The organism is Planktothricoides sp. SR001, from assembly GCF_001276715.1.
GTDB lineage: Bacteria > Cyanobacteriota > Cyanobacteriia > Cyanobacteriales > Laspinemataceae > Planktothricoides > Planktothricoides raciborskii.
The window spans coordinates 1-22,148 of the sequence record NZ_LIUQ01000025.1; the positions used below are offsets into that span (position 1 = coordinate 1).

Below are 22,148 nucleotides of genomic sequence, written 5' to 3' on the forward strand. Positions count from 1 at the left end.
GGTTGTTTCTTTAGCCCAACTCCAAGCCATTGCTCGACAACAAAATGCAACAATTGTTCAATATTCTAGGATTGGCGATCAATTTTCACGTAAACAACAATACCGAGAATCAGAATTATATATTTGGGTAATTAAGCCCACAGGAGAATAGGTTGGGGGTCAAAAATGCGAGAACCATGTCCAGAATAGTGATAAAAGAATCCCTACCCACATCTCCCGGCTTGGCTTGTTTGATTAAGTATTCTTCAAAGGCGGTTAAAATGCCGTCGCGAGTGGCTTGTTGGTCTTCTAATATGTAGATGTCTTTGGGGTTAAAACCGAAGCGGTGGATGAGTAGTTCTTGCTGTAAATATATGTCGTTGACACAGCCATTTAAAGGTTGTTTGCTATAGCTGTTAATTCCTACCAGTAAGGCAAGTTTGCGGGAGGTACTCTGGGCTAAAACTTGGCGATGGCGTTGGGCTTGTCGGTGGAATAAAACCGGATCCAGTCCTAGGGTGGCTAGGGCGGCGCCTAGGAACTGTAGAAAGTGACGGCGGGTAGAATTACTCATGGCTTTAATTGGGATATTTTGATAAAGTTATATGGGCATCTATATGAGATATTTTGGTTAGGGATTATTTTATAGGACTTACGCAAATCTAGGATTTAATCACTATATATATTGCATGGTGGCCAATGCCCACCCTACATATATATTAGCTGCTATCGTCCTGTTTTATTCAAGATGATAATTCAATATGATAATTTAATATTATAAATTCTGGATAATTTATGGGGTGAAGCTGGTTTAAATTGTTTATTTGATGTGCAGATTATTATAAATGTTGTTAATGGCTTTCTCGTCGGGTATAATGATTATCATTATGCGCTACAAGTATTTTCTACCATTTACAAAAATTCATCCAACAGCCCCTAACATTCGTAAGGTGGGCTACTATGAAGAGAGGAAAGAGAGGAGAGAAAAGAGAGGGGAGAAAAGAGAGGGGAGAGGACTTTTTCCTCTTTCATCAGCATCCTCTATCCTATTTCCTCTATCCTCAATTCATCCAACAGCCCCTAACATTCGTAAGGTGGGCTACTATGAAGAGAGGAAAGAGAGGAGAGGAAAGAGAGGAGAGAAAAGAGAGGGGAGAAAAGAGAGGGGAGAGGACTTTTTCCTCTTTCATCAGCATCCTCTATCCTATTTCCTCTATCCTCTATCCTATGCATCCTCCGATGTGTGTGGATTTTTGCCTACCCTACAATCTAAATACTAAAATGTTTTATATTGATAATTGATGATTGATGATTGTAGCTTTTATAGGAAACCGCCCAACCCCCCTTTTTTTAGTTTTTTAAGGGGGGATTTTTAGGCTGGTGCAAGAAGTCTAATAGACTAATGATTTATCTGGGAATATTTCAGGAATATTTCTTCTCGCTGAGGGGGACTTTTCGGGGGCGGGTCAGGGAGAAACCAACGAGCAGTATGGAGAATCAGCCCCGATCGCGCGTTGCTCAAGCGAGAGAATCGCGTATCAAGGCTTTTTCCGGTCAAACACCCATTGAGTCATTATTTGGGTGGGCGCCGTCTTTGTAAAAATTCGGGAATATCTAATCCTCCGGTTTGGGTGGGTGGTTTGGGTTGTGGACTGGGTTCGACAGGATTGACAGTTCTTGGGGCTGAGGCTTCTCTTCTAAAAGAAGGTGGCGGTGGTGGCACCGTTCGCGATTTTTGGGGTAGGGGCTGCGGTTCATTAGAGAATCCAGTGGCAATCACCGTCATTCTAATTTCGCCCTGAAGTCGTTCGTCAATTACCGCGCCAAAAATAATATTCGCGTTCGGGTCTACCACCTCATAGATAATGTCTGCCGCTGCACTGACTTCATGGAGGGTCAGATCCCCACCGCCGGTAATGTTAAACACCACACCTTTAGCGCCTTCGATAGAAGCTTCCATTAAGGGAGAAGATATCGCCGCCATTGCTGCTTCTCTAGCTCTGGACTTGCCGGAACCGGTGCCAATTCCCATCAAAGCGGATCCGGCATCCGCCATGATCGCTCGCACGTCTGCAAAGTCCACGTTGACCATACCGGGAATGGTAATGATGTCTGATATGCCTTGCACCCCTTGCCGGAGGATATCATCCGCCACCCGGAAAGCTTCTTGCACGGGAGTTTGTTCAGAAATCACGTGCAGTAGGCGATCGTTGGGAATAATAATTAGAGTATCGACCCGACCTTGCAAAGCGGCAATCCCTTCTTCCGCTTGGCTGGTGCGCCGCCGTCCTTCAAAATTAAATGGCCGAGTCACTACCCCAACGGTCAAAGCGCCAACTTCTTTGGCTGCTTCAGCCACAATGGGGGCGGCACCAGTCCCCGTTCCGCCTCCCATTCCGGCAGTAATAAACACTAAGTCAGATCCATCTAAGGCAGCGGCGATTTCATCTCGGGATTCTTCGGCTGCCTTTTGACCAATGGCAGGATTGCCCCCAGCCCCCAGACCTCGGGTGAGTTTTTGCCCAATTTGTAGGCGTTTTGGGGCATTGGCTTGGGTTAAAGCTTGAGCATCAGTATTGATGCCCCAAAACTCTACCCCGGATACTTCGCTGGCGATCATGCGATTGACGGCATTACAACCACCGCCACCCACACCAATCACTTTAATTCTGGCTATACTACTTGGCACAATTTCGCGGCTCCTAGGTTCTTCTTTAGGGGGAGTTTTTTCGCGCCAAATTGGATCTAAATTTTGTCCCCCATACAATCCAACATTATTGAATGGATTGGAGTTTTCCGCATTAGCTGGCGGTAAACTCGTTGTTTCTTGAGCATGGGGACTTTCATGGACCGGCCCTAGTGAATTATTTAGTGTCATGGGGATAGGCAAGGGTAGATATGTAAGAAAGTAAACAGGATCGATAATTTGCTTTGCGCGCTCCCAAGCGCGACTTCGAGTCAACTATAGGCTAAGTTGGAGGGTAAAACCAACCATGCCGTCAGGATTCATAGAAAATTCGTTGGCGCCAGATAAATGACTAACTGCTAATTATAGTTAGTTTTAGGGAGTTTTCCGAATTGTGGGCTTTTGTGGGTTTTTGAGATCAATATAATCGATTTGGCTAGGATTTACCTGTGCGGGTAAATTACGCATTTTATCAAGGATATGCAGTTGTTCGACTAGCTGAGAAGTTTGTCCGCCACAATGTACGATTCCTAGTTCGGTTTTGAGGATTAAGTTGCTCGGATCGCGCCAATCAATTTCATAAATTTTCATTGGGCTGCGATTGATGGCTTGATACACTTGTAACCAATAGGGTTGATATCGCTTGGGGTCGCCAATTACGGTTAAGGTGGGTAGCTGAAGAAACTGATCGGGACTGATGTCACCGCCTTGGGAGATCCAAACCCCATTTTCATCGAGTAATCCGATTTGAGCATTCTGACTCAGGGGAGGAATGGGGTGATTTTTTTGCTGGGCTGAGGGTGGTTTTTGTACTGTAGATGATGGAACTTGGGCGATCGCCACTGGACGCTTTTCCTGCACTTCCACAATTAATTTTGGTGGAAATAACTTACGAGTGACATTAGCTTGGGCGATCGGCCCGCTGGACTCTAGTTTTTCCGCAATCTCTTGAGGGTTTAATTGTAGCAAAGATGTGGGATAAGTGATCGGCAGCAAAGATTTCACAGCTTGGGCTGAAAGAAATTGGTTGCCAGAAATGACAACTTCATTGGCTTGATAAATAAACCAATCGGGTCGAGTCGTGAACCAAACCAGTCCCCCGGTTAAACTGCCAATGATCAAGACTTGCCACGCGGTGTGAAAAAATTTGCGTCGCCGCTGCTGCCGCACTAACCGACGACGACGGGCTAATTGAGCCGGAGATACTGAAGAGATGTTCGCCATCAATTACCTCTGAAGAGACTAGAATTAAGAGCAGAATTAAGAGCATATATTAAGGAGTGAAGCGCCTGGGTGATTCTTTGATCCATCACTAGACGTAAGCCCAAAAGGTATCAGCTATCAGCTATCAGTATTCAGCTAAAGGCTAAAGGCTAACGGCTTATGGGGTGATCACCAGTGTCTATTTTAAACGGATTTAAACGGATTTAAACGGATTTAACCCGGTTCGCTACCCCTGTGATTCAGTTCCCAGTTTCACCAGTTCCCACGGGTCTGGCGACTTAGGGGAGGGGTCTAACCCCACAGGATTCATACCCATCAGGGGTGATCCATCGGACACATAAAAGACCAGAAAATGTCAAGATCCTAGTTGCTGGATACCAAAACCACCTAACCTAATTGGCGATCTGAACCAGACCAGTTATAAATGACCAAAGAATAGCCGTTCGGGAGGCGATCGGGGAATGACATTAAATTTTGCAGAATTTTATAAAGCCTGTAATCCCACGAAAACCATCGATATGGGGAATGAACAGGAGCGGAAATACTATATTGATTTTTCTAAAGTCCGAGGCAGTGATAGCACTAGAGAATTAGAAAGAACTATTACCCGCTTATCCGGTGGAGAACCGACCTGTCAGTTATTTTCAGGACATATTGGTTGCGGCAAGTCCACAGAGTTATTTCGCCTCAAAGAACAGTTGGTGCAAAAAGGATATCATGTGGTCTATTTCGAGTCTTCTGAAGACTTGGATATGGCCGACGTAGATATTAGTGATATTTTATTGGCGATCGCCCGCCAAGTTAGTGAAAGTTTACAAAAAATTTCCCTCCAGTTAGAACCAAAAGGCTTTAAAGCGCTGCTTAAAGGTGCGGCTCAAATTTTGCAAACCCCCATTGAACTCAGCGGGGAAGCGGGAATTGCCGGATTAGGGACAATCAGTGTCAGCACCGAAAATGCAGAAATTGGTTTTTCCTTGCCTGGGGGAATTGGCAAAATTACCGCCAAAGCCAAAGATTCTCCCGCAGAACGTTCTCGATTAAGACAATATCTAGAACCCCGGACAAATAATATCTTAGATGCGATTAACTCCGAGTTGCTCGATCCGGCCACAAAATTCCTGAAAGAACAGGGGAAACAAGGACTGGTGGTGATTGTGGATAACCTAGACCGGGTGGATAGTTCCCCCAAACCCACCGGCAGAACTCAACCGGAATATTTATTTGTGGATCGAGGCGATCAGTTACGCAAGCTGAATTGTCACATGGTGTACACCATTCCTTTGAGTTTAATTTTTTCCAATGACTTTGGTCGCTTAACCAGTCGATTTGGTTTGAAGCCGAAGGTTTTACCAATGGTGCCAGTGCAACATCGCAATGGTGAAGATTGTGATGAAGGCATGAATCTACTTCGACAGATGGTTTTAGCCAGAGCTTTTCCTGATATTGAGCCGGAAAAACGCTTAGAGTTAATTTCCGAGTTATTTGACGAACCAGAAACATTAGATCGGTTATGCCGAGTCAGCGGCGGTCATGTGCGGAATCTGCTGGGGTTACTCTATAGTTGTTTACAACAAGAGGATCCGCCGTTTGAACGCAACTTATTAGAAGATGTGATCAAAGAATATCGCGATGATCTGTTGGCCGCAATTTGCGATCAAGAATGGCAATTGATGTTTCAAGCTTTGGAAAATAAAACCGTTCGCGGCGATGATGATTATCAAATTTTGCTGCGGAGTATGTTTCTGTTTGAGTACCGCGATCGCGAAGGTCGTTGGTATTGGGTAAATCCCCCCTTAGCAGAATCGAGTCAATTTAAAGCTTGGTTAACATCGTCTTCTCAACCAGCCGCATCTTCTGAAACACTGGCTTGAATTTTGCCTGGCTTGACGCCTCAATATTAGACATCTCCAGTAATTGCCTGTTACTCCAGTCCGTTCGCTCTCGCGGCGCGGATGCGCCATCCTTTATATCTGATTTGTGGAGATGTCTATTTATTGGTTATCTATTGGTTATTTTTTCAATTTGGTTGCATATTGATTATATGCTATACGCTTGTAAACGCTGACGATTCTGACCGTCGATCGAGAAATTTCTTACAGTGGTTTTCTACTGAGTAAACCACACCCGTCCGCCATCGTTTTAACGATGGCGGCTTCATAGCACAAGCCTGCCTCCACGAAGGCTGCCATCGCCGGTTTTAGCTGACTGAAATGTTGTAGGGGTCAACGGCCGTTGACCCCTACAACGGCCGTTGACCCCTACAACGGCCGTTGACCCCTACAACGGCCGTTGACCCCTACAACGGCCGTTGACCCCTACAACGGCCGTTGACCCCTACTGAAATTTTGCACCAGTTGCAACAACCGACGGGAAGACGATTCCCAGGCGGTTAATGCGGTTTATCTACCTGAAAAGCGCTGCAAGAATTCATCTCGCGGGAAAAAACGAAATTTGAACATTGAGTAACTTTGTTACTCATAAACAGTAACAAAATTTGTTACCCAAAATCTTTTGCCCATTCATAGAGCAATTGCTAAGACACTGCGAATGTTCGCCAGTCCGCAGACCAGTAGACTAATTGAGCATTAGTCTATGATGGTAGAGTAGTCAAGTACACAAGGGGTCACTTCGGAGGATCATTGATGGTCACATTCCGAAATTGCCTAGATTTTAGGGGCAGTTTCAAAAAAATTTCCAGCTTATTGAATTGGGAAGATAAACCTAATTCTGGTCAACCCATTTAACAAAAATATTTTTTACAAATATAAATAAATAATTTATTTATTTGTAAGTTATTTATTTGCTGCTTTTAGTAATTGCTGTTATGACATCCGATCGCTATTAAAAAAATCGGTTTAACTATAACAGGAAATTTAATCCCATGACGCTGAGAAGATGAATTACCCTGAGCTTATGACTGTTTCTACTCAAAACCAACGAGCTTTGCATACCTTGGCCAGAGCGATTTCCCTATCTCAAGGGGAATTTTCATTAATTTTAGTGCGCTGCAATTATACGAGTGTACAAGAGCGCATGGTACAGGATTTGCATCAGTTGTTACCTAACTCGAAAATTGATTCCGCAAGCTGGCTAGAAATTAAACTGGATTGTCAGGTAAAAACCCTTTATAGCACAATTATTCATCGGATCAATCAACTTCAGAACCCCCCCAGTGGTCTGATGATTTTTGGGTTAGATTCGGTGGTGGCGATCGATCAATTATTTCAGTCAAGCAATCAAGTTCGGGATGAATTTCGCAAGAACTGCCCTTTTCCTTTAGTCTTATGGATGACAGAAAAGTTGTTGCAAAAATTGATTAGATGGGCGCCGGATTTCAAGAGTTGGGCGGCGGCTTCAATTAAGTTTGAAGCCAGCAGTGATGAGTTAATTCAGCTTTGGTTTGATCAAGATGCGGCGTTGTTGGCACGGGTGTTGGATGGACAAGCGCGTTTGGAAGAGTGGGCGATCGCCTCACCAAAAGTGATTCACGATTTACCTGTTTTGCCCCCAGCTTCTACGGTGCAAGGAACGCGGGAGCAACTCGAATCCGCGATCCACGATTTGCAACGTTTCCCTCAGATCGCCCCAGATCCACAATTGGCGGCGATCCAACATTTTGTCACCGGCCGATACGATCATGCCCTTTCCCGAGTTGACTCAGCGTTAGCCCATTACGAGCAAAGTTTTAGTTTTTGGCAAACTCGCAGCCAGAGGACGACCGCCATCGGCGAATCTGGGCAAGAAAGGCTGGGTGTTTTGCTGCTGTATATGGGTTTGTGTTATTGGCGGCGGGCTGAACTCGACCAAGCCAGCAGCTATATGACTCATTGGCAAAAAGCGCGACTTCGGCTGGAAGCATGTTTGCAAGTGTTTCAAGATGCTGGACGCCGAGATTTAGTGGCCAAGTTTGTGCCGCTTTTAGGGGAAGTGTTGCGACGGTTACAAGCCTGGGATGATTTGGCGGCGTTTGCCCAAAGGTGCCTAACTCGGCATCACCAAAGTGAGAATCCAGTGCAGTTAGCCCAAAATTATGGCTTTTTAGCGGAGGTGGCGACGCAAAAACAACAGTGGGAACAGGCGAAAAGCCTTGCCCAGCAAGCCCTGACTACGGTGGCTGGTTCTCCATTGCCGATGCGACAGCATCAGAGTTTATATTTGTTGCTGTTGGCTCGTGCTTTAAGTCACTTGGGTCAGTCTGTGGAAGCGATTAGTTATTTGAAGTTAGCCCTGAATGGAATCGCCCCAGAGGATGACCCTAGGCTTTATATTCAGATTTTAAAAGAGTTGCGATCGCTCTACTATAACCAAAGAGAATATCAGCAAGCTTTTATGCTGAAAAAACAACAACGGGATATTGAGCATCAATATCGGTTTCGCCCGTTCATTGGCGCTAGTCAGTTACCCGCAGAGTCGGTGGTTGTTTCCCCAGAATCAGAACTGGTAGCTTTGGGAAAGTCGCCACGCATCTCCGCATTAGGTCGCGAACAAGATATTCATAATTTGTTATCCCGAATGGCTCGACCAGACCAAAAGCTGATGGTGATTTATGGGGAGTCAGGGGTTGGCAAGTCTTCTCTGATTAATGCCGGGTTAGTCCCGGCTTTACATCAGCAACCAATGGGCGATCGCCTTACTTTACCCATCGTTTTAAGAACTTATACGGATTGGGAGAGAACTTTAGCCAATCGTTTGCATCTGAATTTACCTGTAACCCAGGCTCAAAACTCGGAAATCTCTTTAATTGCTGACTGGATTTTGGATAAGCTCCGCCAAAATGCCGATCGCAATTTAGTCACTATTTTAATCTTCGATCAATTTGAAGAATTTTTCTTTGTTCTGAAACAACCATCGGAACGTCAATACTTTTATGAGTTTCTGCAAGCTTGTTTAGATATTCCCTTCACTAAAGTAATTTTATCTTTGCGGCAAGATTGTTTACATTATTTATTAGACATAGATTTATTAGAAAATCTAGAAGTAATTAATAAAGATATTTTGAATAAAAATATTATATATTATTTAGATGATTTTACTATGGATGATGCTAAAAATGTCATCGATACGTTAACCAAGGAAAGTCAGTTTTATTTAGAACCAGCTTTAATTAATGCTTTGGTGAATGATTTGGCCAATGAAAAAGGCAGAGTTAGACCGATTTCTCTGCAATTACTCTGCAATCAACTCCAAGAAGATGAGCAAGATTACCAGAAAATTAACACCCTTTCTCAATATCAGCAATTGGGAGCCAATCCCCAGCAAATATTGATGGAACATTTTCTGCATCAATCGATTAAAGATTGTGGGGCAGAAAATCAGGCTGCCGCTTGGAAAGTCTTGTATCAGTTAACCCAAGATCGGGGAAATCGTCCTTTAAGAATGAAGTCGGAATTAGCCGTTTTTTTGGGTTCTCAAGCCAGTCAGTTAGATGTTGTCTTAGAAATTTTAGTGCAGTCTGGTTTAGTGGTTTTGCATCGAGAAGCCCCAGGCGATCGCTATCAATTGATTCACGATTACCTGGTGCAGTATATTCGGGATGCTTACGATAAAAATTTTGGGCTAAAAGTGGAATTAAAAAAGACGCAAAGTCAACTAGAAAAAAGTCATATGAAATTAAAAAAATTTTTCCAATTAACGGTTTTAATCTCAGTTTTTTTAGCCGTTTTATCAGGCTTGTATGCCAGACTTTGGCTGCAAGCGGAATCGCGGAAACAAAATTTACAAATTTCAGCGATTGCGGCATCCAGTGAAGCCCTATTTGTGTCCAAGCGAGATTTTGATGCCCTAATTGAAGGCTTAAGAGCTTGGAAAAAACTTCAGGAAATTTCTAGCCCAACTCCAGAGACGAAGCTGCGGGTGATAACGGCCTTGCAACAAGCTATTTATAATGTAAAAGAAAAAAATAGAATTGATGGGCATGGTGCCGAAGTATGGAGTGTAAATTTTAGCCCAGACGGTCAATTTATAGCTTCAGCAGGCAATGATAAAAATCTGAAAATTTGGCGACGCAATGGAAGTTTGTATAAAACTATTCCGACAGATCAGCATTCGGCATTAGGCCATGAAAATAATGTGACTTTTGTGAGTTTTTCGCCATCAGGAAAAGAAATCGCTTCGGCGTCTCGCGATTGCACTGTCAAATTGTGGAATATAGAAACCGGGAAGTTAATCTTGACCTTAAAAGGTCATACGGATAGTGTTTATAGTTTAAGTTTTAATTCCACAGGCGATCACATTGCCACGACGAGTAATGATGGCACAATTAAATTATGGCAAGTCAGTGATGGTAGGTTATTACAAACTTTCTCCGGTCATCAGGGTTCGGTGGACTGGGTCAGCTTTAGTCCCCGGAATAATTGGCTGGCTTCGGTGTCCGATGATAAAACTTTGAAAATTTGGAATTATGATGGGGAAATAGTTGCCAATTTAAGTCATAAATCAGCCCTGACCGTGGTTGGTTTTACCGCCGATGGTCAAACAATTATTTCTGGAGATATCACCGGAAAAATTCAGCGATGGGACTGGAATAATGACTATAAGGAATGGAATTCTCGTCCCACTCAAGAATGGCAAGCCCATGATGGGGGAATTTATAGTATCAGTTTTTCCAGTGTTTTCAATCAGTCCCCTTCCTCTGGAACATCGAGCCAGAAAGAGGAGAAAGTAATGGGGAATTCATCCAGGGTTCTACCGAGAATGACTGAGGATTCAGAGTCTTTTTCCCCAGGGAATACAGCAAAAATACAGGGGCAAATGTTGGCTACGGCGGGTCACGATAGTTTGGTCAAAGTTTGGCATTTAGATGGGCAATTATTCAAAGAATTTACTGGACATAGCGGTCGGGTGACTACGGTGAGTTTTTCTCCGGATGCTCAAGTGATTGCCACGGCAAGTTTTGATAAAACTGTGCGTCTTTGGAGTTTGGTTGGTGTGTTTCTTCATCCTTCTTGGGTGGCTCATGGCGATCGCGTCACGGCGGTTCGTTTCTCCCCTAATGGTCAATTGATTGCATCCGGTAGTCGAGACAATACGGTGAAAATTTGGCGGCAAGATGGCACGTTGTTGAGGACTTTAATCGGACATGGCGATCACATTACCAGTTTGGGCTTTTCCCCCGATGGCAATTTCCTGATTTCCGGCAGTTCGGATCATACCATTAATCTCTGGCGGGTTGATGATGGGCATTTGCTGAAAACATTTGTCGGACATAGCGATCGCGTCACCAGTGTGACTTTTTCTAAGGATGGACGGATGATTGTCTCTGGCAGCCGCGATCGCACGATCAAGATTTGGCGCACCGATGGCACCTTAGTCAGAACCCTGGTCGGGCACAGCGATCGGGTGAATAGTGTGGATGTTTCTCCCGACGGTGAGTTAATCGTCTCTGGCAGTGATGACCAAACCGTGAAAATTTGGAGCCAAGACGGTAAGCTGCTGAATACTTTAGCCGGAGATGATGGCCATCGCTCTTATGTCACCAGTGTGAGATTCTCTCCTAACGGTGAACTCATCGCCTCTGCCAGTTGGGACAACACCGTCAAACTCTGGCATCGCCATGGCCGCTTCAAAAAAACTCTCTTGCAAGGGTACAGCGATAGCGTCGAAAGTGTGAGTTTTTCCCCCGATGGCAAAACTTTAGCCTCAGCCAGTTGGGACAGCACCATAAAATTGTGGAATATTCAGGATGGCACTCTGATTAAAAGTTTACATGGCCATACTTCTGGGGTAATTGATGTAAGTTTTTCCCCTGATGGTCAAAGTATTGTGTCTGGAAGTGACGATCATAAAATTATGTTGTGGAATTTGAATTTAGATAGTCTGACTTCGATGACTTGTGATTGGGTCAGTGATTATCTGAAATATAGCCATAATGTTAGTCCCAATGATGCCAAAATCTGTGAGTCTGTCCATAAACATCCATCAACATCCATCAACATCCATAAACATCTAGGCTGGATGTGACTAGGTGGCGGCTGACGGTCAACGGAAGGAATTTGATAGCGTTTTTGCTCCCTAAAAACCGTTAAAAACGATAGCAATATTAGCAATATTTAAGCTAAAATATAGCTGGGGGAAACGGTTGTTTGCCCCTAGATTTGCCCCTAGATAAAATTAGATGAAATTATTGATCTATCATGTCTGATTTACCACCATTGAATACAGATACGGTTTGGGATATTCTCAACGACAAGCTGGACGATCGCACGGTTAACCGCTTGGTCTGGCACTATCTGGGTTATCGATATGATGAAGAGACGAGTCAGTGGGACGCCAGTAGCGTGGATCCGACCTGGCAAGAATATCCAGAACCCCCTGATTTTATCGCCAGCCGACCCGCTACGGTGAAGTTGACCCGCTCTATTCCCCCAGAAAATAAGCAGTTACTCAAGGAAAAGTTGGGTTTTGCCGGTTATAAAGTCGGTGAATTGGTGCCGCGTTTGACTCGTCGGGCGACGATGGCAAATTGGTTGCTCAGTTATATGGAAATGGAGATCACCAATTCTGCCGAAAATTGATCGGTGGCTGGTGGTTGTTGGTTATTGGTTATTGGTTGGTTGGGGATTCTTTGGGTAGGGATTCTTTGGTGGTTGTTGCCCCCCTAGCCGGTGGCGGTCGAAGGGGGGTTGGGGGGGTTCTTGGTTGTTGGTTATGGGTTAGGGAGATTTCTGTCAAATAACCAACAACCAATAAATAATCACCAATAACCAAACCAATAACCAATAGTTAACAATAACCAATAATTAACAATAAATGACTTGAAAAAAATCTGCCGGTATAGATTGACGGGATGGTAGATGAGTGAATATATTAAAGTAACGTAAACAATTGTAAACAAAGATTAATATTTAGAGGTCTAGGAGGGGTAATGGCACGATTGACCCAACTAGGTTTAAGGAAAACAAGAGTGCTTGCCTGTTCTTGGTGACAGGCGATCGCACAGCTATTCACCGCCGGAAAATCGGTTGATTACAGCAGCCCGGTTTTTCTAAGAAATCCGGTTAAAAAATAACCGATTGCCGACTCTAAATTTAAGAATTGTTTGACTGTATGACAACTCCATATCCATTTTTAGCCCCTTTGAAAGATATTGAACTGACACCGATGCAAATGCAACAGTTATTTCCGCGAAAACTTTTGATCTCTTTGGCCGCCTTTTTCCTGGCTATCTCCACTTGGGGGCTGTTTCCGCATAATGCGATCGCCTACGATAATCCCGAATTACTCCCAGATCAACCTACCCCAATCATCGATTTAGCCAAATCTCTCACCAGCGTTCAAGAAGAAAATCTCGCCCAAGAACTAGAAAACTTTGAAGCGGAAACCGGCTGGAAACTCCGGGTTTTAACTCAATACGATCGCACCCCTGGACGAGCAGTTAAACAATTTTGGGGCTTAGATGATAAAAGTGTTCTGCTAATTGCCGATCCTCGTGGAGGCAACTTGTTGGCGTTTAATGTCGGCGATGATTTATATCCGCTTTTACCCAGAACCTTTTGGATTGAATTGCAAACTCGTTACGGGAATCAGTTTTTTGTCCGTGATAATGGCGAAGACCAATCGATCATCCAATCTCTGCATTCCGTAGAAACTTGCCTGCGTCAGGGAGGCTGTAAAGTGGTGCCCGGACTACCCCGCGAACAGTGGATCTTGACGATGGTTTGCTCCGCATTAGGCGGCTTGGTGATGGGATTTGCCGGTCATCCTAGAAAACCCGGACAAGTGTTTTCCTGGCAATGGGCGTTAATGTTTTCCCCGTTGTGGGGAATTTTGTTTGTAGCGTTTGGCATTGGCCCGGTGGTGACTCGCACCCCTGAATGGTTGCCACTGTTACGCAATGTCCTCGCTTTCGGAGTCGCCGCTTTAGTCGCTTTCCTCACTCCAGTGGTGTCCCGGTCTTCTTCCGCACCAGAAATCTAGTTTTGATCAAACAAAAATTTGCACAGAAACCGGGTTTCTATGTAGAGGGCTGTGGAGTGGCAGACATTTCTTAGAGAACCCCGGTTTCTAACGATTTTTTTGCTCCTGATAGAAACTTTTGATGCCATGTTTCTACCAGGATTTTATTTTTTTGTCCGCTTGTAGGGGCGAACGGCCGTTCGCCCCTACTTTTTCCCCTAAATTTGCTAATGCCATCCGGGTTGCTGGCGATGGGTAATGGTGAACTCTAAGGTCTGACCATCTGGTTTGACGGTCAAGGCCATCATGGGGTTCGCGTAACCTGTGAGAATGTTGAGTAATTCGCCGCTTTGCAAATTCCATAATTTGATGGTTTTTTCGGTGCTGCTACTGCCGAGGGTTTGGCCATCTGCACTTATTAATAAAGAATCAACTAAGCCCGCATGACCTGTGAGTTGATGTTTCAACTCCCCGCTGGAGAGATCCATTATGTTTATAGTCCCTTCACTAGAACCACTGGCAATCATCTGACCGTCAGGACTGATGGCGATCGCCACGGGTGGATCGGACAGAGAAAAACTCCTAATCATAATCCCGGTTTCGATGTTCCACACTTTGAGGATTTTGTCCGTGCTGCCAGTCGCCAGTAAGCGATTATCAGGACTGACGATCATGGGCTTGATGGTGCCGGAATGACCGGAAAATTTCCGCAGCAGTTCTCCGGTGGCGAGATTCCATAAAGCAATCATGCCATTGTAATCACCACTGGCGAGAATCTCACCGTCGGGACTGATGGCTAAGGCGCTGACTCCACTGCTATGACCGGGGAGAGAACGGATTAATTTACCGATTCCGACTTGGGACTCATCGGTGTTGCTTTCAGAATTAGAATTGGCAATTTTCGCCGCTGCATTGCCAGTGCTGGGATAGGATGACCAGGGCTGACCCCCCAAGGCGTTTAAAAGCTGGCGATCGCCGATCCGCCAAAGTTTGATGCTGCCGTCATAACTGCTACTGGCGATCGTTTCACCATCGGCACTAACCGCTAAAGGATACACATAACTGGAACCACTGGTCAGGGGACGCAGCCACTCACCGGAATTCTCTGGGTCAGCAGTCGATGGCTGGGAGGTGAACTCGGAGGTGAACTCCGTTTTCAGGCTTTCTAAATAGCTGACTAATCCTCCCATATAAAGTAAGTCGGGTAATTTTAAAGTTGCAGACTCTTGAGCAGTTTTGATCGGTTCTGTGGGCAGAAACCCGACTAAGATGGGGCGATGTTCCGTGTCAGAGGTTTTAACATCTTTGGGCAGTAGTACGCAGATAACCACGACATTTTGGTTGATTTCTTCAAGGTTAATCTGCCATTGGGCTTGTTGGGGGATGTCTTGGGCAACTTTGACTTGGATGCCAAAAATTGCCTGGGTTTTACCCGTGGTATCTTTTAAACAAAAGTTGAGAGATCGCTTGATGCTTTGCCGTTCTTTGGGGTCAACTTTGGTTACTTTTTCAGCGAGAATGATGGCGATCGCTTCAATGGCTAATTCTAATGGCAATTGTTCCCCCAACATTTGACGGACTGACATGGATGGGGCAACCGAAGGCAGAGTTGATTCCACCAGGGTTTTTCGACAAAATGCCCAAATTTTTTTTAATCTCTCATCCGCGATCGCCACTACCTCGCTATGTACCCCTGGGATTGGACAATGCAGTAATGTGGTCGGATCGTGATTGAGTCTAGCAATAAAATCAACCTGTTGAGATTTCAGAGAGGTAGTCCAGTCCATTGGTCGCTGCTGTAGATTTTCCCAAAATTGTACAAAGATTATTCCCGTCGATCCATTAGTTCTTCGTGAAATCTGCCGACCGTCAGCGCGATCGCCCAGAAAAAAAGTCGAATCCTGTATTTGTCCCTGATCGCATCCCTGGTCGCATCCCTGGTCGCATCCCTGGTCGCATCCTTAGTAGCGAGTCCACTATCCCTGTTTAGGGACAATCGCTGCGGTGATTCCTCTTTTTTTGTAGAATCATTCCCTGTATCTAAGATTATATCTAAGATTGTATCTAAGATTGTATCTTAGATTGTATCTTAGATTTTATGTTAGATTGTATGTTAGATTGTATGTTAGATTGTATGTTAGATTATTTCATCCTGATATCCTGAAACAGAAAAGCATGAAGCGGTGAGAGGATGACATAAATTATCTTTAAATTATCTTTAAAACTAATAATCCAGAGGTAGTGACGGAACTGGTTAAAAAGGCGATCGCCCCTGGTTGCGGAGAGGAAAAGATAGGGGGCGATCGCTAACGCACCTCCAACAGTCAGCTTAATTATCTTCCTGACTAACGAATTGATATTGAACAAGACGACGTAATAAAGTTTGGTATAACTCATCAAAGGTAATACAGGTGATATGTCGATAATTCACAACTAAGTTTTTTTGACGCCATTGCAACCTCTTTTTTTCTCGACGTTCCAAATGCTCATTTCTGCCGATAATCAGTAATCCGGTGTAGTCAATAGACCGGCTATTAAATCGATTTTCAAAATCATCGGTTTTTTCAAAATCGTTTAGCTTCCAAAACCAATCGACGATTTGATTAAATCCGCGCTCGAATCGGGGCGACCATTCTGGAGTGCTTTTACCGGCTTTAGAGACAAAAATACTGTTGGCAGTGGCATCCTCGAATTCTATGAAACAATAAGCATTTGTCACCGAATATCCCACCACTAAATCGATCTTTAAATCTCCAAATATATCGTATTCAAAGGCAATTATATCCGGTCGAATAATTTTCGCATGGTAAGAACCCACTAAGGCGGATAACTGATGCCGTTGTTTAAAAAATGGCAGAATATCGTCAAATTCGGATAAAAATTCACGACTTTGCATGAGGTAGCGGAACTCATCAAGCTGTTGATGGCATAGAATTGGATTGAAATGAAATTTTAAAAATTGTTTCATTTTGGCTAGATTGTTGATAATTTATTAGTTGGTTGGGCAAACCATTCTAATCTTTCTTTGAGAAACAGGTCAATAATTTCTACTATGCCATCGGTGACAACAAAGATTGCTCGGTAGCTGGGAGTTGCGTGAAGCAGATAAAAGGGAGGCTGATCGGCTGGAGTGAATTTCTGAATGTTCGCTGTCAAGGGTTGTTCTAGGGAGAAGGTTTCCAGGGAGGCGATCGCGTTTAAAACCCGTTCTTTTTCTTCTGGGGATAAGACATCTAAACCCGCTAGAACACTGGGATGAATTTCTACGGTATTTTGGGTAGTTTTTGTTTCCATATTTTTTGCTATTGTCGGAAATTTGTTTTTATTTTAGCAGATATTTGGGTGCGATCGCTCCTGGTTGCGGAGGCAATATCGCCCCTGCTTGGGGTTTGGAGGTGCGGTCAGGGCGATCCATAAGCTATAATTACGATAGATATCAAATCCAGATTCTTTTTAAATCATTAGAGACAGACTATTATGATGAATACAATCGAGTTAAAAGTGAATCTACCACCGGGCTTATCTGAGGATGAAGCCAAACTACTTTTAGCGATCAAACTATATGAGGTGGGTAAAGTTTCCCTGGGAAAAGCCGCCAAGTTAGCTGGTTATTCTAAGCGAAGTTTTATAGAAATTTTAGGCAAATATCGCGTTACCGTATTTGCCTATTCTCCCGAAGAATTACGCGAGAAAGTTGGGTTATGAATTCCGTATTGATTACCGATAGCACTTGTTTAATTGGGCTAGAAAGGATTGGCTATCTAGATTTGCTTCCGGTGCTTTTTCAGAAAATTATAATTCCCCAAGCTGTACAAGCTTTGGTATTTCCCTGCCTTGGCTTCAGGTAGAAAAACCATCAGATTTGGGGATGGTGGGAGCGATAAAAATGCTGGTTGATGAGGGGGAAGCTGAGGCGATCGCTCTGGCTTATTAACGAGGATTCCAGATTAGTCTGGATGACCGACAAGCCCGATTTGTCGCTAAAAATTTGGGTATTTCTATTATTGGCACTGTGGGAGTTTTAGTTAAAGCAAAACAAGCTGGACTAATTCCATTTCTCAAGCCGCTTCTGGATGAATTACAAGTTAATGGATTTTATCTCAATGAGGATTTGAAAGTAGAAGCTTTGAAGTTGGTAGAAGAATAATAAATCTGTTACAATTGTGAGCGATCGCACCTGGTTGCGGAGGCAATATCGCCCCTAGGTGCGGAGAGGAAAATATAGGGGGCGATCGCCTAACTTTGGTAGTGCAGAAAAAAATCACTTCAGACCCAGAAAACATAAAAAAAACATAAAGAAAAGTAAACTTGGTGTTCTTTGTGTCTTTGTGGTTATAAAATAAACATGGATCTAAAATATTCTGGGATGAAATCATGGCAAATCAACAAAAACCCAACAAACCGCTATTTTCACAACATTATTTAGATCACCGTCTCCAAGACTGTCCAGAATGGGCGGAAAATGTAGCGGTGGGGTTTAACCAGTTGAATAGCCTTTATTTATCGAAAAAAGATTTACTGCCCAGCCTCAGCGAAGCCCAAACTGAGGAAATTTTTATTAAACCCGCGTTGGAAATTTTGGGATTTAGTTATATTACTCAGGTGAAAACTCGCGGTAAAGGTCGCACACAACGTCCCGATTATGCTTTATTTGATAATGAGAGCGATCGCGATGCTGCTTTTGCGCTACAAAATGATGAAACAGCTTTTTATCCCAGGGTGAAGGCGATCGCCGAGGCGAAATATTGGGAACGTCCTTTAAGCAAAGTTTCGGCTAACGATAACCGAGATATTTATAAGAATGAAAACCCCTCGTTTCAGATTACTAATTATCTCACCGGAACCGGGGTGGATTGGGGGATTTTAACCAATGGTCGAGAATGGCGGCTATATTATCGCCAAGCATCTTCAACCGCTACAGAATTTTATCCAGTGGATTTGGTAGAACTACTGGAAAACGCTGCCCCAGATCGGGTTAATAAATTAGATCAGTTTAAATATTTTTGGCTATTTTTTCGCCAGGAAGCATTTGTTAAAGATTCTCAAGGACGCAATTTTTTAGAACGAGTCCGCGAAGGCAGTACGACTTATGCGACCAGAGTCGGAAATGAGTTAAAAGCTTTGGTGTTCGATCGCCTATTTCCTGATTTAGCGGGGGGTTTTGTGGCGAATGCTTCCCGACAGAAAAAAGCGGTGGAAGCGGACAAGGTTTATCAAGCAACTTTATCCTTTTTATATAAGTTGTTATTTTTGCTTTATGCGGAAGCGAGAAATCTGTTACCCATTGACGGGGATTATCGGGATTATAGTTTAATTCAGTTAACCCAAGAAGTTGCTCAAAGTATAGATACTCATAAAAAATTGAGCCAAACTTCTACGGCAATGTACGATCGCCTCTTGAGTTTATTTCAAATTGTCGATCGCGGCGATTCCGGGTTAGGGGTTCCTCGCTATAATGGCGGTTTATTTCACTTTGATTTTTATCAGCCAGAAGATAGTAGCGAACACCGGGCAAATCATTTTTTATCTCAATTTAAAATAGCGGATGCGGTAATTGCCCCGGTTTTAGATCGCTTGGCGCGATTTGAAGGACAGCCAATCGATTATAGTTTTTTGGGAGTGCGGCAACTGGGGTCTATTTATGAGGGTTTGTTGGAATATCGGCTAAAAATAGAAGATACGGCTACGGGAAAAGTTTATTTAGAAAATGACAAAGGAGAACGAAAAGCCACCGGGTCTTATTATACTCCAGAATATATTGTCAAATATATTGTCAGCCACACGATTAAGCCGATTTTGCAACAGCGAAAAGAACGGTTTGAGGAATTGATGGGGCAAATAGCCCAACTGCGCGATCGCTTAAAAGATCAGCGGTTAGGGCAGCAAAGTCTCAGGGGATTGCAAAAAGATTTACAACGGTTAGAACGAGAAGCCCAAAGCACGTTACTGGATATCAAAGTCTGCGATCCGGCAATGGGTAGCGGTCACTTTTTAGTGGAAGCGGTGGATTATTTGACCGATGAGTTAAGCACGATTTTAAGCGAATATCCCGAACATAATCCAGTGTTAGAAATGCTGGATCAAACTCGTGAAAGTATATTAAATAATTTGGCGCAGCAAAGCATTACTATTAATCCCGATCGACTAGAACCCACTCAACTGTTACAACGGGTGGTAATGAAACGCTGTATTTATGGGGTGGATTTAAACCCAATGGCAGTCGAGTTGGCGAAAGTTAGCTTATGGTTACATTCGTTTACTATTGGCGCACCTTTGAGTTTTTTAGACCATCATTTGCGCTGTGGAAATTCGCTGATTGGGACAACAGCGAGAGAAGCAGAAGCGAAGATGATGCAGGAAGAAAGCGGACAATTAAATTTGTTAACCGGGCCGTTTGTGGGTTTGTTGACAGCGGCGGAAATTATGCGCGGGGTGAGTGTTTTAAGTGATGCGACCTTTGCGGAAGTTGAGCAAAGCGAACGGTTATTTCGGTCTTTTGATGAGGCAGCAAAACCTTATAAGCGTTTGTTAGATATTTATGTGTCTCAGTTTTTTGGAGTGAAGCAAGCTAAAGATTATTTAAGGAGATTAGGTGTAGATGCTATTACAGCTAATCCTGAAAAAATGAAAGATATTGATAAAACTGCTTATGCAGAGGCGCAAAAGATTAGTGAGGAAAAACGGTTTTTTCATTGGGATTTGGAATTTCCAGAGGTGTTTATTGATTTGGAAAATGCCAGTTGGCATGAAAATGCCGGGTTTGATGCCGTGGTGGGAAATCCCCCTTATGTCAATGTCTTAAATATTGAAGAAAAAGACAGAGATTATCTTCTACAAACCTATGATTCTGCTCAAGGTAGAGTTGATGTCTATATACCTTTGTTTGAAAAAGCGATCGATATATTGAAAACCAGAGGAGTTTGCGGTGTAATTACTCCTAATAAATATTTCGTGTATGGATATGGTAGTATTCTGAGAGATAAGCTACTCAGAAAAACCAGTATTTTAAATTTAGTAGATTTGGCAAGGGCTGAAAGCATTTTTCCAGAAGCGGCAACATATACAGTAATATCGATCGTTCAAAATCAACCGCCAACTAAAGATCATTTAATCAATACAAGTATTTTCAGTTTAGATCAACCCCTATACATTCTAGATATTGAGCAAGGAAAATTAAATGGGGCTTGCACTCAAGAGCTAATTCCTCAGAGTAGATTTTTGAGCACTCCAGTTAAAGTGTTTTCGTTATGGCTTTATGACATTCGATGGCAAGTATATGAAAAACTTTATAAAGTTTCAAGTTTCATGGGAGATGAATGGAGTATCGAACAATGTATTCGGATAGGAAGTACAAAACTGAGAAATGAATTGGTAATCACTTCAGCGCAGCATTCTCAAATTGTAGAATCACAAAAAATATTAGCTAGACCAATTATTGATGCTGAAGAAGTAGAAAAATATTCGATTAACTGGCAAGGCAGATATTTAATTTACGATAAAGAAAAATTATATAATCCAAAATCAGCAGAACTTTTTGATCAAAAAAAAGTTTTTGTAAAAGATGCGGGAAAAGTTTTGACCGTAGGGCTTGACATTGCTACGGACAACCCATACTATGCTCTGAATACGGTGTATGTAATTATTCCCAAATCAAGTGATGCCGTAAATGTTGCGTTTTTAGCGGCTATTCTAAATTCACCGATTAGCGATTTTGTGTATAAGCTTCTGTTTGGTGCGTTAACTATTCGTGGTGGTTACATTAGATTTCGAGAATATATTCAATATCTTCCCATCCGTAAAATCAACTTTACCACCCCAGGCGATCGCCGACAACAAGCCCTGGAAAATACGATTAACCTCTACCAGGAGTATCAAACCGATGGCCAAATTAACCCAATTTTAACCCAAGTCAACCATCACCTAAGCCAACAGCCAGAAGAAGCGGATGTAATTCACGATCTGTTAGCTTATCTAGCGGAACAAATGCTAGAACTGAACAAACAAAAACAAGCGGAAATTAAAGGTTTCTTGCAATGGCTAGAACGCTTCATCGGTTGCCCCATTGACAACCTCACCAACAAATCTAAAATTAAGAACTACTTAGGGGACTATTATAAAGAAGAAAACCATCTCATGTTTGATGACTTAATCCCGATTCTGAACCAAAATAAAAAGAAAATTAACATCGACCCGGTAGCCCGCAAAGACCAGCAAACTTTGGCCAAAGAATATCAAGCCAGCTTAGATATCTTACTGCCAATTAAAACTCAACTGATGCGGTGCGATCGCTTAATCGATGCCATTGTCTATCAACTCTATGGCTTAACCGATGAGGAAATTGCTATTATTGAGAATAAAACCTAAA

The 22,148-nt window shown here is 43.2% G+C and carries 16 protein-coding genes; 10 read left to right on the plus strand and 6 right to left on the minus strand.

Annotated features, from left to right (window positions below; translation table 11 throughout):
• Positions 1 to 115 precede the first annotated feature (115 nt).
• Positions 116 to 553 carry a caspase family protein gene (locus AM228_RS15545; protein WP_054467015.1) on the minus strand — a complete coding sequence of 146 codons (438 nt, stop codon included), beginning with the start codon at positions 551 to 553 and terminating at the stop codon, positions 116 to 118.
• 313 nt (positions 554 to 866) lie between these two features.
• Here AM228_RS15545 and AM228_RS15550 point away from each other — a divergent pair, with 313 nt between their 5' ends.
• Positions 867 to 1,259, plus strand: coding sequence for a hypothetical protein (locus AM228_RS15550; RefSeq protein ID WP_190878150.1), 393 nt, complete (start codon positions 867 to 869; stop codon positions 1,257 to 1,259).
• A 293-nt stretch (positions 1,260 to 1,552) separates the two neighbouring features.
• On the opposite strand, the gene ftsZ is transcribed toward AM228_RS15550, so the two are convergent.
• Both ftsZ and AM228_RS15560 read right to left on the minus strand, forming a co-directional pair.
• Complete coding sequence (gene ftsZ / locus AM228_RS15555) at positions 1,553 to 2,857, minus strand: cell division protein FtsZ (protein WP_054467071.1); 1,305 nt, start codon at positions 2,855 to 2,857, stop codon at positions 1,553 to 1,555.
• Positions 2,858 to 3,040: 183 nt separating this feature from the next.
• On the minus strand, positions 3,041 to 3,889 hold the full coding sequence (locus AM228_RS15560) for a cell division protein FtsQ/DivIB (RefSeq protein ID WP_054467017.1): 849 nt from the start codon (positions 3,887 to 3,889) through the stop codon (positions 3,041 to 3,043).
• 461 nt (positions 3,890 to 4,350) lie between these two features.
• Here AM228_RS15560 and AM228_RS15565 point away from each other — a divergent pair, with 461 nt between their 5' ends.
• The 4 genes from AM228_RS15565 to AM228_RS15580 all read left to right on the plus strand — a co-directional run bounded on the left by AM228_RS15565 (position 4,351) and on the right by AM228_RS15580 (position 13,804).
• Positions 4,351 to 5,760 (plus strand): AAA family ATPase, encoded by a 1,410-nt coding sequence (locus AM228_RS15565; RefSeq protein ID WP_054467018.1) that lies wholly within the window; start codon positions 4,351 to 4,353, stop codon positions 5,758 to 5,760.
• A gap of 1,042 nt (positions 5,761 to 6,802) precedes the next feature.
• On the plus strand, positions 6,803 to 11,848 hold the full coding sequence (locus AM228_RS15570) for an NACHT domain-containing protein (RefSeq protein ID WP_054467019.1): 5,046 nt from the start codon (positions 6,803 to 6,805) through the stop codon (positions 11,846 to 11,848).
• Positions 11,849 to 12,021: 173 nt separating this feature from the next.
• Positions 12,022 to 12,402 carry a DUF1823 family protein gene (locus AM228_RS15575; protein ID WP_054467020.1) on the plus strand — a complete coding sequence of 127 codons (381 nt, stop codon included), beginning with the start codon at positions 12,022 to 12,024 and terminating at the stop codon, positions 12,400 to 12,402.
• Between the two features lie 592 nt (positions 12,403 to 12,994).
• Positions 12,995 to 13,804, plus strand: coding sequence for a TPM domain-containing protein (locus AM228_RS15580; RefSeq protein ID WP_054467072.1), 810 nt, complete (start codon positions 12,995 to 12,997; stop codon positions 13,802 to 13,804).
• Positions 13,805 to 14,010: 206 nt separating this feature from the next.
• Here AM228_RS15580 and AM228_RS15585 read toward each other — a convergent pair whose 3' ends face one another.
• A complete protein-coding gene (locus AM228_RS15585; RefSeq protein ID WP_054467021.1) occupies positions 14,011 to 15,570 on the minus strand; it encodes a WD40 repeat domain-containing protein in 1,560 nt (519 codons plus the stop codon).
• A 65-nt stretch (positions 15,571 to 15,635) separates the two neighbouring features.
• On the opposite strand from AM228_RS15585, the gene AM228_RS32795 reads away from it, so the two are divergent.
• The gene (locus AM228_RS32795) at positions 15,636 to 15,773 is read left to right on the plus strand and encodes a hypothetical protein (protein WP_156331823.1); all 138 of its coding nucleotides are present in this window, start codon (positions 15,636 to 15,638) and stop codon (positions 15,771 to 15,773) included.
• 339 nt (positions 15,774 to 16,112) lie between these two features.
• On the opposite strand, the gene AM228_RS15590 is transcribed toward AM228_RS32795, so the two are convergent.
• Positions 16,113 to 16,751, minus strand: a complete 639-nt coding sequence (locus AM228_RS15590; RefSeq protein WP_054467022.1) for a Shedu immune nuclease family protein — start codon at positions 16,749 to 16,751, stop codon at positions 16,113 to 16,115.
• Positions 16,752 to 16,756: 5 nt separating this feature from the next.
• Positions 16,757 to 17,077 carry a hypothetical protein gene (locus AM228_RS15595; protein ID WP_054467023.1) on the minus strand — a complete coding sequence of 107 codons (321 nt, stop codon included), beginning with the start codon at positions 17,075 to 17,077 and terminating at the stop codon, positions 16,757 to 16,759.
• Between the two features lie 183 nt (positions 17,078 to 17,260).
• Between AM228_RS15595 and AM228_RS15600 the strand changes: the two genes are divergently transcribed.
• From AM228_RS15600 to AM228_RS15610, 4 genes are all read left to right on the plus strand, one after another.
• On the plus strand, positions 17,261 to 17,488 hold the full coding sequence (locus AM228_RS15600; protein ID WP_231636814.1) for a UPF0175 family protein: 228 nt from the start codon (positions 17,261 to 17,263) through the stop codon (positions 17,486 to 17,488).
• A gap of 25 nt (positions 17,489 to 17,513) precedes the next feature.
• A complete protein-coding gene (locus tag AM228_RS15605) occupies positions 17,514 to 17,717 on the plus strand; it encodes a hypothetical protein (RefSeq protein ID WP_054467024.1) in 204 nt (67 codons plus the stop codon).
• A 54-nt stretch (positions 17,718 to 17,771) separates the two neighbouring features.
• Positions 17,772 to 17,930, plus strand: coding sequence for a DUF3368 domain-containing protein (locus AM228_RS29735; RefSeq protein ID WP_190878144.1), 159 nt, complete (start codon positions 17,772 to 17,774; stop codon positions 17,928 to 17,930).
• A 227-nt stretch (positions 17,931 to 18,157) separates the two neighbouring features.
• On the plus strand, positions 18,158 to 22,147 hold the full coding sequence (locus tag AM228_RS15610) for an Eco57I restriction-modification methylase domain-containing protein (protein ID WP_054467025.1): 3,990 nt from the start codon (positions 18,158 to 18,160) through the stop codon (positions 22,145 to 22,147).
• Position 22,148 lies beyond the last annotated feature (1 nt).

What these genes read in the sequence shown, in the direction of transcription:
- AM228_RS15545 (WP_054467015.1), bottom strand. Translation starts at nt 553, where the DNA reads ATGAGTAATTCTACCCGCCGTCACTTTCTACAGTTCCTAGGCGCCGCC.
- AM228_RS15550 (WP_190878150.1), top strand. Translation starts at nt 867, where the DNA reads ATGCGCTACAAGTATTTTCTACCATTTACAAAAATTCATCCAACAGCC.
- ftsZ (WP_054467071.1), bottom strand. Translation starts at nt 2,857, where the DNA reads ATGACACTAAATAATTCACTAGGGCCGGTCCATGAAAGTCCCCATGCT.
- AM228_RS15560 (WP_054467017.1), bottom strand. Translation starts at nt 3,889, where the DNA reads ATGGCGAACATCTCTTCAGTATCTCCGGCTCAATTAGCCCGTCGTCGT.
- AM228_RS15565 (WP_054467018.1), top strand. Translation starts at nt 4,351, where the DNA reads ATGACATTAAATTTTGCAGAATTTTATAAAGCCTGTAATCCCACGAAA.
- AM228_RS15570 (WP_054467019.1), top strand. Translation starts at nt 6,803, where the DNA reads ATGACTGTTTCTACTCAAAACCAACGAGCTTTGCATACCTTGGCCAGA.
- AM228_RS15575 (WP_054467020.1), top strand. Translation starts at nt 12,022, where the DNA reads ATGTCTGATTTACCACCATTGAATACAGATACGGTTTGGGATATTCTC.
- AM228_RS15580 (WP_054467072.1), top strand. Translation starts at nt 12,995, where the DNA reads ATGCAACAGTTATTTCCGCGAAAACTTTTGATCTCTTTGGCCGCCTTT.
- AM228_RS15585 (WP_054467021.1), bottom strand. Translation starts at nt 15,570, where the DNA reads ATGGACTGGACTACCTCTCTGAAATCTCAACAGGTTGATTTTATTGCT.
- AM228_RS15590 (WP_054467022.1), bottom strand. Translation starts at nt 16,751, where the DNA reads ATGAAACAATTTTTAAAATTTCATTTCAATCCAATTCTATGCCATCAA.
- AM228_RS15595 (WP_054467023.1), bottom strand. Translation starts at nt 17,077, where the DNA reads ATGGAAACAAAAACTACCCAAAATACCGTAGAAATTCATCCCAGTGTT.
- AM228_RS15600 (WP_231636814.1), top strand. Translation starts at nt 17,261, where the DNA reads ATGATGAATACAATCGAGTTAAAAGTGAATCTACCACCGGGCTTATCT.
- AM228_RS15610 (WP_054467025.1), top strand. Translation starts at nt 18,158, where the DNA reads ATGGCAAATCAACAAAAACCCAACAAACCGCTATTTTCACAACATTAT.